We start from the raw sequence: 14,572 nt of genomic DNA, 5'->3' as shown, positions 1-14,572 counted from the left end.
TCATGGGCTTGTGGAGTCGGTATAGATTACGGGTGGAGCGTCGCCGCAGGCGCATTCGCGCGATGCGCAAGCGTCGCGAGTTGACCTGTGTCTTTGATCGTACAGGCCAGATAAATCCCCGCGATATTCTGGTGTTTTCGACCCTGCGAAACGAAAAGCCCCGCCTTGCCTATTTCCTGAAATATTATCGCGATCTGGGCGTAAACCATTTCTTCTTTGTGGATAACGACAGCACCGACGGAGGTCGGGAATACCTCGCCGATCAACCCGATGTTTCGCTCTGGACCACGACAGCTTCTTACAAACGCTCGAAATTCGGAGTGGACTGGCTGAACGGTCTCAAGAACAAATATGCTCACGGGCACTGGGTTCTTGTGGTCGATGTGGATGAACTTCTGGTCTATCCGTTCTGTGACACCCGCTCGCTGAGGGCGCTGACGGACTGGCTCGATGCCAGTTCGATCAAGTCGTTTGGCACCATGCTACTGGATATGTATCCCAAAGGAAAAATCCAGCATGCCCGCATTCGCGAAGGGCGCAACCCTGTAAAAACCGCGCCCTATTTCGATGCTTCCAACTATTTCATCGAACGGAACAACAAATACGGCAACCTGTGGATACAGGGCGGCCCGCGGATGCGCAGTTTTTTCAGGGACCGGCCGGCCTATTCCCCCGCGTTGAACAAGACTCCGCTGGTGAAATGGGCGCGAGGCTATGTCTATGTCAGTTCCACCCATACGCTGCTGCCAAGGGGGTTGAATCTGGTTTACGATGAATGGGGCGGGCAGAAACCTTGCGGCGTTTTACTGCACACCAAGTTTATGAACACCTTCTCTGAAAAGGCCGAAGAGGAAATGAAGCGTAAGCAGCATTACGCAGCCAGCCGCGAATATCGCACCTATCTGAACCGGATGGACGGGGATCTGAAACTGTGGACGGAACAGTCCAGCACCTATGAAAACTGGCAGCAGCTTGAAGAGCTTGGGCTGATGTCGCGCGGGAACTGGATCTGATCATGCGCATCGGTTTCGTCGTTCTCGCTCACACCGATCTTTACCGCGCAGCGCAAATGGTGCGTCATTTGTCGGAGCAGGACTGTGCCGTGGCGGTTCATATCGACAAGAAAGTGGAACCGGCAGAATTTGAAGCCTTTCAGAACGATCTGGAAGGGCTTGATAACGTTATCTTTCCAAAACGAACTGCCTGTGAATGGGGGGAGTTTTCGCTGGTTCAAGCCACGCTCGACAGTGCCGAGGCCCTGCTGAAGCGGTTTGAGGATGTCACCAACGTTCAGCTTATCAGCGGTTCGTGCCTGCCCATTCGGCCTGTAAAACAGCTCAAGCGTTTTTTATCCCGAAACATGAAGACGGATTTTATTGAATCCGTCTCTGTGAAGAACAATTTCTGGGTCAAGGACGGTCTGAACGAAGAGCGGTTTACCATGTATTTCCCCTTCTCGTGGCGGACACAAAGGTGGCGGTTTGACAAGTTGGTTGCCTTGCAGCGGCGTCTTGGAGTCAAGCGAAAGATCCCCGAACCGCTTGTCCCGCATATCGGGTCGCAGTGGTGGTGTCTGACAGCCAAAACACTGCGTGCCATTCTCGACGATCCGAAACGCCCCTATTACGATGCATATTTCAACTGGGCATGGATACCGGACGAAAGTTATTTCCAGACACTGGCACGGCTCCATTCCGACAAGATCGCGTCCCGTTCGCTGACGTTCTCCAAGTTCGATTATCTGGGCAAGCCGTTTGTGTTTTACGATGATCACCTGAAAGATCTGACCCAATCCGATTGCTTCTGGGCCCGGAAAATGTGGGTCGGTGCCGACAGGCTTTATGATAGCCTGCTTGATCCGAAGCGGGCCAATCAGTCTATGTCTCAGGCTGATCCCAAAGCATTTGATGCCAGGTTCGAGGAGGCCGACCAACGGCGGTGTGAAGGCGGTACAGGCCGTTTTCACCAAGGGCGGTTTCCTTACGACCGTGCGGAACGCACCGGTGTTTCCGAGACGCCTTACACAGTCTTTGTCGGGTTCAAGGGATTGTACCGGGAATTTCCCGATTGGATTGAAAACGCAACAGATGCGTTGTCTCATGGCAGTGTGTTCGCCCGCAGCCATGTTGGAGCGCGGGCACCGGAAGAAAATTTCGCTGGCAATCTCCCGGCCGTTCCGTCCATTCGCAACCGCAACCCGAAAGGGTATCTGGCAAACCTGCTTTGGCCAGCGCGGGACCGGCATCAATGCCTGCTGTATGATTTCCGCGACAACCCGCGAATTCTGCAAACATTGGCCCATGATCCGATGGCCCATATCGTTATGATCCGGCATTCGTGGTTGCTCAGCCTGTTAAACCGTCCGGCAAGTTTTGAAAATCAGGTGTCGAATGCGCGGCGCTTCCACCGGATCGAGCAGCGCTTTCTGCGGGAATTTGCCAAACCCAAAGTCGTAGCGCACCTTCACACCATTGCGCTTGAAAATGCAGTGCATCATCCATCCCGTGCGTTGGAGCAGGCAATCGCCCATATTCCTCGAAACGAAAAACACCCGTTGAAACTTATGCCAGAGCGCGAAAATGTAGAGGGACTGGAGAACCTGACCCGCAAGCTGCGTGACCGTGGGCTGATGATCGAGTATGAATTTCCGACGCGGTCCAAGACCAAAAAACAGGACGCGGCTTTTGAACGGCCGTATGTGGTGAAGTAAATGGCAGGTCCATTCAAGTATTTCGTATTGCTGGCAAACATGCGCACAGGATCAAACCTGTTCGAGCAGAATATCCAGTTGTTCGACGGGTTCTCCTGCCATGGCGAACTGTTCAATCCCCATTTCATTGGCTTTCCGAATACGACCACCGCCTTTGGGGTAACAATGACGGAGCGGGAGTTGAAGCCGCAGAAGTTGATCAACCGGATGGTGGCGAAAGAAAATGATACATTGCCGGGCTTTCGTCTTTTTTCGGATCACGATCCCCGTGTGCTTGAACACTGCCTGAATGATCCGCAATGCGCCAAGATTGTCCTGACCCGCAATCCGCTCGACAGTTTTGTGTCCCACGCCATCGCCAAGGCCACCGACCAGTGGAAACTGACGGATGTCAGCAAACGCAAACTGGCGAAGGTGCGGTTCGATTTTCTGGAGTTCAAATCCTATCTGACACGGTTGCAGACCTATCTGACGCAGATCAGGCACAGCCTTCAGAAAAGCGGGCAAACTGCGTTTTATCTGGGGTATGACGATCTGAACGATGTCGAGATTTTTAACGGTCTGGCGCGGTTTCTGGGGGAAGAGGTGGAGCTCAAGCAGCTTGGTGACAAGATCGTCCGTCAAAACCCCGAAGGGTTGGAAGAGAAGGTCGAGAATTACGCCGAAATGGTAGAGCAGCTGCGCCAGCTTGATCTTCTTAATACCGATGCTGTTCCAGTTCTTGAACCGGTGCGGAATCCGGGATCGAAGAATTTTGTTGCGGGCAACGACGTGCCCTTGTTGTTCATGCCGATGGCGCGGGACGAATTGCCCGAAGTTGCCAACTGGCTGGCGTCCCATCAATCCGGTTCGGGTGCCGTGATGGGTGAAATGAACCAAAAGCAGCTCAATACATGGCTGTCGGATACTCCTGTCCGCCGCTCTTTCACGGTGATCCGGCATCCGCTGGAACGGGCCTATGAAGCCTTTTACAATCATATCTTCTGTTCCGGCGACAAGATGTTTCCGTGGATACGGACAGCGCTGGAAAACCATTATGGCGTTGATCTGCCGGACAAGCGTACGACTTTGGAACCGAACCGAACGGTGCTGGAAAACTCCGGCTATTCTGCCGAAGCCCACGGGCGGGCGTTTCTGGGGTTTCTTGATTTTCTGAAGGGCAATCTTCAGGGGCAGACACGGGCGCGGGTGGATCAATCCTGGGCGTCGCAGAACTCTATTTTGCAAGGCTACGGAAGGCTGACCTTTCCGGATGTGCTGATCCGTTATGAAAACCTTGAGGAAGAATTGCAGCGGATCGAGAGCGATATGGGGCTGGATCCCAAGCCTCTGCAAAAGGCGGCTGCCCCCTACTGTTATGATCTGGGTGAGATCTATACTGTCGAGATGGAAAAGCGCGCCAGAGATGTCTATGCGCGCGATTACCAGATGTTCGGCTTTTCAGACTGGGGTTAAGGTGGCGGCTCAGGCCGCCTTTGAGGTCGTCAGTTCTGTCAGGATGGAATAGAGCGTCTGCGGATCGCTGTTGGCGCGCAGTTTGCTGCAATTGTCTTCGCTGCGCAGCGTTCTTGATACCATCGCCAGCGCCTTGAGATGTTCGGGGCTGTCATTGGCCGGGGCCAACAGTGTAAAGATGAGATCCACCGGCTGGCGGTCAAGACTGTCGTAGTTGACGGGTTTTTCCAGCCGGTAAAACAGGCCGACAATCCGGTCCAGCGTTTCAAAGCGGGCGTGCGGAATGGCAACGCCACGCCCCACGCCGGTTGTGCCCAGATTTTCGCGGGCTTGCAGAGCAGAAAACACCTCGTCGGCTTTCATGTCGTAGACGGTTTCAGCCTGTTCCGAGAGAGTTTGAAGAAGTCGTTTCTTGCTGGAAGCACCTGCTGCGAAACGCACAGCTTTTGCATCCAATATTTCGGCCATTTTCATAACATGCCTCTGCTCTGCAATCCGGTTCTATTCCGGATCAATCCACCCGATGTTCCCGTCGGAACGTTTGTAGACCACATTTACCCTTTTTTGCCCTTCATTCTGAAACACCAGAACGTTTTCTCCGGCGAGTTCCATCTGCATGACGGCCTCTCCGACGGACAGGGATTTAATCTTGGTCTGTGTTTCGGCAACAATAATTGGCTGAAGCGTATCAGGCTCAGCAGCATCATCCCCAACGTCTTCTTGAGCGAGGATATACGATGGAGCGCCGAATGTTTCAACTGGTGTCGAACGGTGGGAATGGTGATCTTTCAACCGGCGCTTGTACCGGCGCAGCTGTTTCTCCATTTTTTCGCCACAGGCATCGAAGGAATCATAAATTTCATTGGCATGTGCTTTGGCGTTTACCGTAAGTCCGGTTGACAGATGCACAGATGATTCGCAGACGAATTCATGTCTGTCTTTGGAAAACGTGATACTGGCCTCGGTAGGTCGCTCCGCGTATTTCTCAACAATCGCACCTAGCTCTTGTTTGACGTGGACCTGCAGTGAATCACCAATATCGATTTGTTTTCCGCTGATTTGATACCGCATGAAAGCTCCTTTCAAGAGATTACAGAGCAAAGCTCTGGCCGGGTGACGGTCACCCGCTTGATCGCCCTGTGCATTGCGCACAGCACAAACGGGTCAGACTGCGGCAAAGCTGCGGTACTGAGTAATATGCGCCGGAATTGAAGGGACGATCATAGTAATAATGTTAGTGCCAAGTTCTGCATCTGGCAACTTTTATACGTCACAAATTTGCGATAGTCGGATCGGGTGGCGAATTGCAGCCTGTCAGATGCGAAACTCTTCGCCAAGATAGACGCGGCGCACATCGTCATTACGGACGACTTCATCCGGTGTGCCCGACATCAAGACGGTGCCGTTATAAAGGATATAGGCGCGGTCGATGATTTCGAGTGTTTCACGCACGTTGTGATCCGTAATCAGCACGCCGATATCACGGTTCTTCAGTTGGGCAACCAGCGTACGTATGTCGCCAACGGCAATCGGGTCCACACCGGCGAAAGGCTCGTCGAGCAAAACGTAGTTGGGATTTCCGGCAAGACATCGGGCGATTTCAACGCGGCGGCGTTCCCCGCCTGACAAGGCAACTGCGGGGCTGTCCCGCAGATGTGTGACGGAAAACTCTTCCATCAACTGTTCGGTCCGTTCACGCCGTTTCGGTTTTTCCGGTTCCCAAAGCTCGACAACCGAGCCAATGTTCTGCTCTACATTCATGCCGCGGAAAATGCTGGCTTCTTGTGGCAGATAGCCAAGCCCGATCCGCGCGCGGCGGTACATCGGAAGGTTGGTCACATCGCGACCGTCAATGGTAACCGTGCCAGTATCTGCAGCGATCAGACCGGCGATAGAATAAAAGCTGGTGGTCTTGCCTGCCCCGTTCGGCCCGAGCAGGGCCACGACTTCACCGCGGTTCAGGCGCATGGAAACGTCCTTGAGAACCTTTCGCTTTTTAAAGGCTTTGCTCAGTCCAACCACAGAGAGGCCGGTGGACCGCGGATCGGGAGTACTGGTTCGGGTCATTGATCGGTCTTGGGGACAAACACTGTTTTTACGTTACCGTTCATGGTGCCCCGGTTGGTGTTGAGATCAAGCGAGAGCGCATCACCCGAAATCGCGTTAACCCCTTGCACAAGCACGACATCACCGGCGAGGTTTACGGTACCGCTACCGACAATATAGGTGCCGCTCTGGGCTTCGGCGATTTCGGTGCCGTTGGTAAACATTACGTCGGTCGTGGCTTCGATCCGTTCAATAGCGCTTTGGGCGGCGTTGTAATGCACACGAATTTTGTTGGCAGAGAAGATCAGGTTCCCCTGCACGACACGGGCGTTTCCCTCAAACGTGGCAGAGTTGGAATCCTGTTCTACAGTCAGGCTGTCTGAGGTAACTTCTACCGGTTGATTACCGTCAACTTCAATCGGGCTGAGCGCAATGCCGGTGCCTTGCGCGTGTGCCAGACTGACCGATCCGAGCAGGACCACGGCCAAAAGACATCTGGATAAATTGCGCATAATTCCCCCCGATCCTATTTTTTCTTGGGTTTGTATATCAGTTTAACGCCATTGTTAAACATAAGAACCGCCCGACCTGCCGGATTAACGTCCAGATCCTGACGTAGCTCCATTGCTCCGGACTCTATAGAGCCGATGGGCCCTTCGGCATGTACCGGCCCGTTACTGGTGATATTGCCGGTTTCAAAGTTCACTTCCAGATTGCTGCTGGTCGCTGTGTAACCGTTTGTCGTGTGCAGATCGACATTCTCTGTCAGGGCGGCCGTCGATGCGACAAGGTCCAGCGCGCCCGCTCCGGCGTTTGTGCGCATGGTATTGCCGTTCTTGAAACTGATGGTGGCACGGGGCTGGTTCAGTTCCACATGCTGCGGCTTTACCCCGTCGGGCAAGGCCCATTCCGCCGAGATCGAAAACGCATCGCCGGATTTTGTTACGCCGGAGAAATGCGGGTTGGTGATCTTTTGCCCGACCGCCAGTTCTGCCAGCGTTGCATCAGCAATGATCAGGCCTTCGCGCAGCTTGCTGGTGTTGGAGAGCACAAAGATGCTCGCCATCAGCAGAAGCGCCAGAATGGGGAAGGCCCATTTCAGCACTCTGACAAGGCGCGAATACCCGTCGCGCTCTGCTATTCCAACAGTGGGCTCCTGACTCTCCAAGGTTAATGCGCGAAGATGTCGGTTTCAGGCCAGCCCATCAGGTCCAGCGCACCGCGGTGGGGGAGAAAATCAAAACAGGCTTGTGCAATCTCTGTGCGACCCTCGCGTGCCAGCCGCTTGTCCAGTTCATCTTTCAAACGGTGCAGGTAAAGAACATCCGAAGCCGCATAATCCAGCTGCGCCTTGGTCAGCTCTGCTGCGCCCCAGTCGGAACTTTGCTGCTGTTTGGAAATATCAACGCCGAGCAGTTCCTGTGTCAGGTTCTTCAGCCCGTGCCGGTCTGTATAGGTGCGTACCAGTTTTGATGCGATCTTGGTGCAATAGACAGGCGAGGTCCGAACGCCAAAGCGGTTTTCCATCACGGCAATGTCAAAGCGGCCAAAGTGGAACAGTTTCAACTGTTCGGGATTGGCGAGCATCCGGCACAGGTTGGGCGCTTCGGTCTGATCCTGCGCGATCTGCACCATATGGGCGTTGCCGTCACCTGCCGAAAGCTGCACCAGACACAACCGGTCGCGGTTTGGGATCAATCCCATCGTTTCGCTGTCAATTGCCACAACCGGACCCAGATCCAGATCGTCGGGCAAATCGCCTTGGTGCAGGTAGTTTGTCATAGGCTTCCCTTAACTGATTTGCAGAGCATGACGCCCAATACAGATAATAGTCGTATTCCACAAAGGTTAAAGTCGGGTGGCGGGAACATGCTGATAGCCTTAAAGGCGCAAAACCGCCAATTGAGCTTGCTGTTGAGTGCGGGGTGCGGGATGATCCCGTTATGAACAAAACAATGCCAACACGAACGGATGTCCCCGAACTTAATGCCAGTTTGCGGCTGCGGGTGGTGTTTGACGATGGCGTGCGGCTTGGTCCGGGCAAGGCGGATTTACTGGGGCTGATTGCCGAACACGGTTCCATTGCTGCGGCAGGGCGGGCCATGAAGATGAGCTATAAACGCGCGTGGATGCTGGTTGAGGAAATGAACACAGCCTTTCAAAATCCCCTGGTAGAAAGTTCCCGCGGCGGCAGTCAGGGCGGCGGTGCGCATCTGACTGCGACAGGCCAAGAGGTTCTGACCGCCTATCGCGGGATGGAGCAACGACTGACCGAAGCGGCCTCGAAAGAGCTGACGTTTCTGACAGGCTTGCGTGTCGATGTGTCCGGTGGGAAATAACGATTGTCAAAGCTGCCAGCCCCGTGCGATATTTCCCGCTGTACCTATCGCTAGGCAAGGATAAGCAAATGCCCCGTAGCCGGAGCCTGCACGGATGTTTCAGACGACTGGCTGGTGTTGCCCTTGGTCTCGCCGTGGTGTTCGCGCCAGAGCGCGGCACGGCAGAAACGTTGACGGTGTTTGCCGCGGCCAGCCTCAAAAATGCGATGGATGTGCTGGCGCAGGACTGGGCTGCAGAGACAGGCCACACCGCAAGTGTTGCTTTTGCAGGGAGTTCCACTCTGGCCCGACAGATCGAACTTGGCGCCCCTGCGGATGTGTTCATCTCGGCTAATACAGACTGGATGAACCGGTTGGAAACACGCGCACTGGTGGCTACAGGGACACGGGTTGATCTGCTGGGCAACACGCTGGTTCTGGTGGCACACGGAGAGCACGCGCCCGAAGTTCCGCTTAACCTGCTGGCGGAAACGCTTGGCACCGATCATCTGGCGATGGCGCTGGTTCATGCTGTGCCTGCGGGCATCTACGGAAAGGCCGCGCTGGAGTATCTAAACCTGTGGCAACACGTTGAAAAACAGGTGGTTCAGGCGGATAACGTGCGGGCCGCGCTAGCCTTTGTTGCCACCGGAGAGGCCCCATTCGGGATCGTCTATGCCTCTGATGCGGTGGCGGAAAGCAGGGTTTCGGTAGCGGCCCGTTTCCCGCGCGACAGCCATGCGCCCATCCGCTACCCTGCTGCTGCGATCAAGGAAGGTAAAGAGGACTTGGCCGCCGAATTCCTGACCTATCTGCAAAGCCCCCCCGCGCAAGCAGTCTTTGAACAACAGGGGTTTGAGACACTTGAACGCTAGGATCGCCCGATGGATTGGTTAAGCCCGCAGGAATGGGACGCTGTTGCGCTGTCGCTGCGCGTGTCTTTCTGGGCCACGCTGTGCAGTTTGCCCTTTGGCATTTTTATCGCTTACGCCCTGTCCCGCTGGCAGTTCTGGGGCAAACAGGCGCTGAACGGTCTGGTGCATCTGCCCTTGATCCTGCCCCCCGTGGTGACGGGTTACCTGCTGTTGCTGAGCTTTGGCACGCAAGCACCGCTTGGCGGGTTACTTCAAAACCTCGGCATTGTGTTTGCGTTCCGCTGGACAGGGGCGGCGCTGGCGGCGGCGGTGATGGGGTTTCCCCTGATGGTGCGGGCAATCCGCCTGTCGCTGGATGCGGTTGATCCGAAGCTAGAGCAGGCGGCGGCGACACTCGGGGCATCGCCGCTGTGGATATTTGTGACTGTAACCCTGCCCCTGATCCTGCCCGGTGTGATTGTCGGCACGATCCTCGGCTTTGCCAAGGCGATGGGGGAATTTGGCGCGACGATCACCTTTGTTTCTAACATCCCGGGCCAGACCCAGACCCTGCCGTCCGCGATCTATGCGTTCTTGCAGGTGCCCGGCGGCGAAAGCTCCGCCCTGCGGCTGGTGGTTGTCTCGTTGATCGTGGCCCTGTCTGCATTGATCCTGTCAGAGCTGCTGGCTGCTCGGGTTGCCAGAAAGGTACGGGGCACATGACGCTTTCTGTCACCGTGAAACACCGCTTTTCCGGCTTTGATCTTGATGTAGGCTTTGACGCGCCTGCGGGGGTGACGGCGCTGTTCGGGCGCTCCGGTTCGGGAAAAACCACTGTTGTGCAGACCATCGCCGGATTGCTGCGCCCCAAGGCAGGGCAGGTCACAGTGAACGGCACGACCTTGTTTGACAGCGCCACAGGAGTCTGGGTGCCGCCCGCCAAACGGCGCATAGGCTATGTGTTTCAGGAAGGGCGGCTGTTTCCCCATCTTAGTGTGCATCAGAACCTGCGGTACGGGGCGTGGTTTGCCAAACGCAGGCAGGGTGCTGCATCGTTCGATCATGTGGTTGACCTACTGGGAATTGCGCCGTTGCTGGACCGCCGCCCTGCCGCTTTATCAGGGGGTGAAAAGCAGCGTGTGGCGATCGGGCGGGCGCTGTTGTCTGCGCCCGATCTGTTGCTGATGGACGAACCCCTTGCCGCACTGGACGAATCCCGCAAGCTGGAAATCCTGCCCTATCTGGAACGGCTGCGGGACGAGACTGCGATTCCGATGATCTATGTCAGTCACACAGTCGCGGAAATTGCGCGGCTGGCGACAACGATTGTGGTTCTGAATGACGGTAAAATGTTGTGCAGCGGTCCCGCCTCGGAAGTTCTGGGCGATCCGGCTATCCCTTTCCCCCTTGGCGTGCGCGGTGCGGGGGCCTTGTTGACGGCACAGGTGGTGGCCCATCACGACGACGGGCTGAGCGAACTGGCAATCGGGGCGGGGCGGCTTTACCTGCCGCTGATCAATGCCGCTGCCGGCGCGCGGATCAGGGTGCGAATTGCCGCGCAGGACGTGGTTCTGGCGACCCGCAAGCCGGATCATATCTCTGCGCTTAATATTCTGAAAGGCACGGTTGCTGAAGTGCGCGAAGGGGATGGGCCGGGGGTTATGGTCTCGGTTGAGGTGGACGGGCAGACCGTACTGGCGCGTATCACCCGACGATCCCGTGATGCGCTGGGCCTGCGCGTGGGAATGACCTGTTACGCCATCACCAAATCCGTCGCTGTGGCGCGGGATGACATCGGGGTTTCCGGAGTTTAGGGCCAATCCAAGACCCTTGAGATTGCAAAAGGCGCAGCGGGTGATGCTGCGCCTTTCTTTTATCAGGCAACCAGTCGTGGTTCGCTTTTCGCCTTGGTCTGTTCGGGCTTGGCCTTGGCCTCACCTTCGATCAGGCATTTGTGCAAGACACTGACGGCGGCGTCGGCATCTTCGCGCATGGTGACGATCTGAATATCCACATTGCGCGGGCTTTGCTGCACGGCAATCGGAATGATTCCGGCTTCATCCAGCGCGGCGAGCCCTTTGGCCAGTGCGCCAAGCCCGCCGAGATCGCGGCCGATGGCGGCAACAACCGACAGACTGCGTGCGGTGATAGAGGCGGTCGGATATTCCGCCACCAGATCGCTTTCGACCCGTTTCACGTGTTTCAGCGAAGAATCCACGTAATGGGTGATCGCATTGGCGTTGGAGGATTTCGCCACGATACTGACCTTGTGACGGGTCAGCGCCTGAAGGATCGTCGCGTCATAACCTTTGACCCCGACCATATCCTGTTCGAACACTTCCAGCGCAAAGACATCCAGCGCGGTGACGATTTCCACCTGCGGGGTCTTTGCGTCTGAATCGTCAATCAACGTACCCGGATCGCCCGGATCAAACGCATTGGTCACGCGCAGCGGGATCGAAGACTGGCGCAGGGTTTTGGCCGCCGAAGGATGGATCGCCTCCATCCCCATATTCGAAAGCTGGTCCGCCACGTCATAGTTGGTGTGACCCAGTTTGCGCACGTTTTCCAGACCGACAAGGTTCGGGTCGGCTGAGGACAGGTGGAATTCCTTGTGGATGATCGCTTCATCCGCGCCGGTTTGGGCGGCGATACGGCTGAAGGTGACTTCGGAATAACCCCGATCATACAGGGACATCAAACCTTCGGAACATTGCGCATAGCCTGTGACGATGGGCAGTTCGCTGCTGACATCCACATCCTTCATCCCTTCGGCAATGCGCTCTTCAAGCGTGACTTCCCGTTCATCGCGCCAACCGCCAAGATCCACGAAACGGGCGTTCACACCAGCACGGCGCAGTAGCAGGGTGGTGACAAAGGCGGAATGGCTCTCGCCCAGACCGGAGAGCAGTTCGCGGGTGATGCCCATGTGTCGGCTGAGCCGGAAATGCCCGTAAGAAGACAGGCGTTGCAGGTCGATCAGACAGGAACGCGCGCCCTCGATCCGTTCGCGCACGAAGTCATCTGCCTCGCGTATATCGGCAGCGGCGCTCAGCACTTTGCGGTGGGCCGCGTTCATGGCGTCCATCACGCGATTAAGTGTATCGGACCAGCCCAGATCGCTGCTGTCATTGGCAAAACGGGCATAAACCCCCGGTTCGCCGGTTTTTTTGTGCTCCAACAGCAGGTTGGTAATCCCGCCATAGGCCGAAACCACAAAGATGCGGTTGTAGGGGTTTTCGCCCCCGTTAAGGAATAAAGTATCGAGCAGTTCAGCAGAGCGGGACATGGAGGTGCCGCCGATTTTCTCTACGGTGTGTGCGTGTTTAATCATATTATCCGCCCCCGTTTTGACGGGAACGCCTTCAAGTCTGAGTGGGAAAAGCGCCGTAAACCGAGCAACAGCCGCACCGCTGCGCGGCTGTTGGTTGTGGCGTATCGGGCCTTAAAGGGCCGTTTTTTTTAGTCCGCAGGAGCGTAAGAGCCATCCTCGCGGTGGACTTCGGTGCCAGTTACCGGCGGGTTAAAGCAGCAGGCCATGACCAGTTCTTCTTCCGCGCGCAGGGTGTGTTTGTCATGCAGGTTCAGCGCATACATCACACCGGGGCGGATTTCATGGGTCTCGCCGGTGGCCAGATCGGTGATAGAGCCTTTGCCGGACATGCAATAGACGCTCTCAAAGTGGTTCTTGTAGTGGAACGTATGTTCCGAACCTGCCTCCAGATTGGTGATGTGGAAGGAAAACCCCATACCATCATCGGCCAGCAGCAGACGGGTAGAGGTCCACTGTGCGTCTTTGACTTCCTTGTCGGTGTTTTTCAGGTCTTTCAGGTCACGTACGATCATATTCTTTACTCCGCAGCGATTTTTGTTTGTGTAGTCGCGTTGAGGCAACTGCGTGCTGCTTCAACGAGGGTTTCGAGCCCTTGGGTGAATTGTTCTACCGGCGTTGTCAGCGGGGCAAGCACTTTGACCACCTCGTCCTGTGCGCCCGAGGTCTCGATCACCAACCCTTGGGTGAAGGCTTGGGCGCAGATCGCCGCTGCGAGTTCGCCGCATGTCACGTCTACACCCTGCATCATGCCGCGACCCTTGAGCCGTGCGCCCGGAACCATATCAGCGATGATTTGCAGGTGGCCTTCCAGAATCTCGGCCTTGGCCGCCACATCCTTTTTGAACGTGTCGTCTGCCCAGAATTTTTCCAGTGCAACCTTGGCGGTGACAAAAGCGTGGGTGTTGCCCCGGAAGGTGCCGTTATGTTCCGCCGGTTTCCAGATATCCAGTTCCGGTTTGATCAGCGTCATGGCAAAGGGCAGGCCGAAACCCGACAGGGATTTGGCGAGTGTGACCATATCCGGTTCAATGTCCATTTCATCAAAGCTGAAGAAATCCCCGGTGCGGCCGATACCGGCCTGAATGTCATCGACGATCAGTTTTGCGCCCACGGATTTGGCTAGACGCGCGATGCCTTCGACCCAAGTGCGGGAGGCCGCGTTCAAGCCGCCTTCGCCCTGTACCAGTTCAAGGATGATCGCCGCCGGTGCATCAATACCGCTGCTGTCGTTGGTCAGCATGTTTTCAATAATGGCCAGCGTGTCCACGTCATCGCCAAGGGAACCTTCAAACGGCAGGTGGGTCACGCCGTTCAGCGGTACGCCCGCACCACCCCGTTTGCCGGAGTTGCCCGTCAGGGACAACGCGCCAAGGGTCATGCCGTGAAATCCGTTTGTGAAAGAGATCACATTGGTGCGGCCCGTCACCTTGCGGGCCAGTTTAATCGCGGCCTCTACCGCATTTGCGCCGGTCGGTCCGGTCATCATCACCTTGTGGTCCATGCAACGGGGGGTCAGGATCAGGCGTTCGAATGTTTCCAGAAACGCTGCTTTCGGGCCAGTGTACATATCCAGCGCATGGGCAATGCCATCGCTTGTAATGTGATCCACCAGTGCGGCCTTCATGTCCGCGTCGTTGTGACCGTAGTTCAGGGAAGAACACCCCGACAGGAAGTCGGTGTAAGTATTACCCTTCGCATCGGTCAGCGTAGAGCCGGAGGCAGTGGTGAATACCGTGTCAAAGGCGCGGCAGTAGCTGCGCACTTGGGATTCGCGGCGTTCAAAGATGGTCGTGTCGGCTGAAATATCAGTCGTCATAGCAGTTTCCTTTTGTGTTGGAGAAAATCCGGAGAAGGG

General features: G+C 56.1%; 16 protein-coding genes. 7 read left to right on the top strand and 9 right to left on the bottom strand.

Annotated features, from left to right (window positions below; genetic code table 11):
* The first annotated feature begins 2 nt into the window (after positions 1 to 2).
* The 3 genes from C0U40_RS00955 to C0U40_RS00945 are packed head-to-tail and all read left to right on the top strand — an operon-like array spanning position 3 to position 4,165.
* The gene (locus C0U40_RS00955; protein WP_101653892.1) at positions 3 to 1,013 is read left to right on the top strand and encodes a glycosyltransferase family 2 protein; all 1,011 of its coding nucleotides are present in this window, start codon (positions 3 to 5) and stop codon (positions 1,011 to 1,013) included.
* A gap of 2 nt (positions 1,014 to 1,015) precedes the next feature.
* Positions 1,016 to 2,710 carry a DUF5927 domain-containing protein gene (locus tag C0U40_RS00950; protein ID WP_101653891.1) on the top strand — a complete coding sequence of 565 codons (1,695 nt, stop codon included), beginning with the start codon at positions 1,016 to 1,018 and terminating at the stop codon, positions 2,708 to 2,710.
* On the top strand, positions 2,711 to 4,165 hold the full coding sequence (locus tag C0U40_RS00945) for a sulfotransferase family 2 domain-containing protein (protein WP_101653890.1): 1,455 nt from the start codon (positions 2,711 to 2,713) through the stop codon (positions 4,163 to 4,165). It abuts the gene before it with no gap.
* Between the two features lie 9 nt (positions 4,166 to 4,174).
* Here the strand turns inward: C0U40_RS00945 and C0U40_RS00940 are convergent, their stop codons facing one another.
* The 6 genes from C0U40_RS00940 to C0U40_RS00915 form a co-directional block, all read right to left on the bottom strand.
* Complete coding sequence (locus tag C0U40_RS00940; RefSeq protein ID WP_101653889.1) at positions 4,175 to 4,639, bottom strand: PTS sugar transporter subunit IIA; 465 nt, start codon at positions 4,637 to 4,639, stop codon at positions 4,175 to 4,177.
* Positions 4,640 to 4,666: 27 nt separating this feature from the next.
* A complete protein-coding gene (gene hpf / locus C0U40_RS00935) occupies positions 4,667 to 5,236 on the bottom strand; it encodes a ribosome hibernation-promoting factor, HPF/YfiA family (RefSeq protein WP_101653888.1) in 570 nt (189 codons plus the stop codon).
* Positions 5,237 to 5,479: 243 nt separating this feature from the next.
* The gene (gene lptB, locus C0U40_RS00930; RefSeq protein WP_101653887.1) at positions 5,480 to 6,232 is read right to left on the bottom strand and encodes an LPS export ABC transporter ATP-binding protein; all 753 of its coding nucleotides are present in this window, start codon (positions 6,230 to 6,232) and stop codon (positions 5,480 to 5,482) included.
* Positions 6,229 to 6,723, bottom strand: coding sequence for an LptA/OstA family protein (locus C0U40_RS00925; RefSeq protein ID WP_101653886.1), 495 nt, complete (start codon positions 6,721 to 6,723; stop codon positions 6,229 to 6,231). Before C0U40_RS00925 ends, lptB begins: the two co-directional genes overlap by 4 nt.
* A gap of 14 nt (positions 6,724 to 6,737) precedes the next feature.
* Positions 6,738 to 7,277, bottom strand: a complete 540-nt coding sequence (lptC, locus tag C0U40_RS00920; RefSeq protein ID WP_145991874.1) for an LPS export ABC transporter periplasmic protein LptC — start codon at positions 7,275 to 7,277, stop codon at positions 6,738 to 6,740.
* A gap of 104 nt (positions 7,278 to 7,381) precedes the next feature.
* Positions 7,382 to 7,993 (bottom strand): ribonuclease D, encoded by a 612-nt coding sequence (locus C0U40_RS00915; protein WP_101653884.1) that lies wholly within the window; start codon positions 7,991 to 7,993, stop codon positions 7,382 to 7,384.
* A 173-nt stretch (positions 7,994 to 8,166) separates the two neighbouring features.
* Between C0U40_RS00915 and C0U40_RS00910 the strand changes: the two genes are divergently transcribed.
* The 4 genes from C0U40_RS00910 (at position 8,167) to modC (ending at position 11,197) form a co-directional block, all read left to right on the top strand.
* Positions 8,167 to 8,550 carry a winged helix-turn-helix domain-containing protein gene (locus C0U40_RS00910; protein ID WP_286134722.1) on the top strand — a complete coding sequence of 128 codons (384 nt, stop codon included), beginning with the start codon at positions 8,167 to 8,169 and terminating at the stop codon, positions 8,548 to 8,550.
* 68 nt (positions 8,551 to 8,618) lie between these two features.
* Positions 8,619 to 9,404 carry a molybdate ABC transporter substrate-binding protein gene (modA, locus tag C0U40_RS00905; RefSeq protein WP_101653882.1) on the top strand — a complete coding sequence of 262 codons (786 nt, stop codon included), beginning with the start codon at positions 8,619 to 8,621 and terminating at the stop codon, positions 9,402 to 9,404.
* A 9-nt stretch (positions 9,405 to 9,413) separates the two neighbouring features.
* Positions 9,414 to 10,106, top strand: a complete 693-nt coding sequence (modB, locus tag C0U40_RS00900) for a molybdate ABC transporter permease subunit (RefSeq protein WP_101653881.1) — start codon at positions 9,414 to 9,416, stop codon at positions 10,104 to 10,106.
* Positions 10,103 to 11,197 (top strand): molybdenum ABC transporter ATP-binding protein, encoded by a 1,095-nt coding sequence (gene modC / locus C0U40_RS00895; protein WP_101653880.1) that lies wholly within the window; start codon positions 10,103 to 10,105, stop codon positions 11,195 to 11,197. Before modB ends, modC begins: the two co-directional genes overlap by 4 nt.
* Positions 11,198 to 11,259: 62 nt before the next feature.
* On the opposite strand, the gene C0U40_RS00890 is transcribed toward modC, so the two are convergent.
* The 3 genes from C0U40_RS00890 to ectB form a co-directional block, all read right to left on the bottom strand.
* On the bottom strand, positions 11,260 to 12,717 hold the full coding sequence (locus C0U40_RS00890; protein WP_101653879.1) for an aspartate kinase: 1,458 nt from the start codon (positions 12,715 to 12,717) through the stop codon (positions 11,260 to 11,262).
* A gap of 128 nt (positions 12,718 to 12,845) precedes the next feature.
* Positions 12,846 to 13,229, bottom strand: coding sequence for an ectoine synthase (locus C0U40_RS00885; protein ID WP_101653878.1), 384 nt, complete (start codon positions 13,227 to 13,229; stop codon positions 12,846 to 12,848).
* Positions 13,230 to 13,234: 5 nt separating this feature from the next.
* Positions 13,235 to 14,533: a diaminobutyrate--2-oxoglutarate transaminase gene (gene ectB, locus C0U40_RS00880; protein WP_101653877.1), complete on the bottom strand. Its 1,299-nt coding sequence runs from the start codon at positions 14,531 to 14,533 to the stop codon at positions 13,235 to 13,237.
* Positions 14,534 to 14,572: the final 39 nt, after the last annotated feature.

Source organism: Neptunicoccus cionae (assembly GCF_002860325.1).
Lineage (GTDB): Bacteria > Pseudomonadota > Alphaproteobacteria > Rhodobacterales > Rhodobacteraceae > Amylibacter > Amylibacter lutimaris.
The sequence above is the reverse complement of the archived record's forward strand: the minus strand, read 5'-3'. Positions and strand labels throughout refer to the sequence as shown.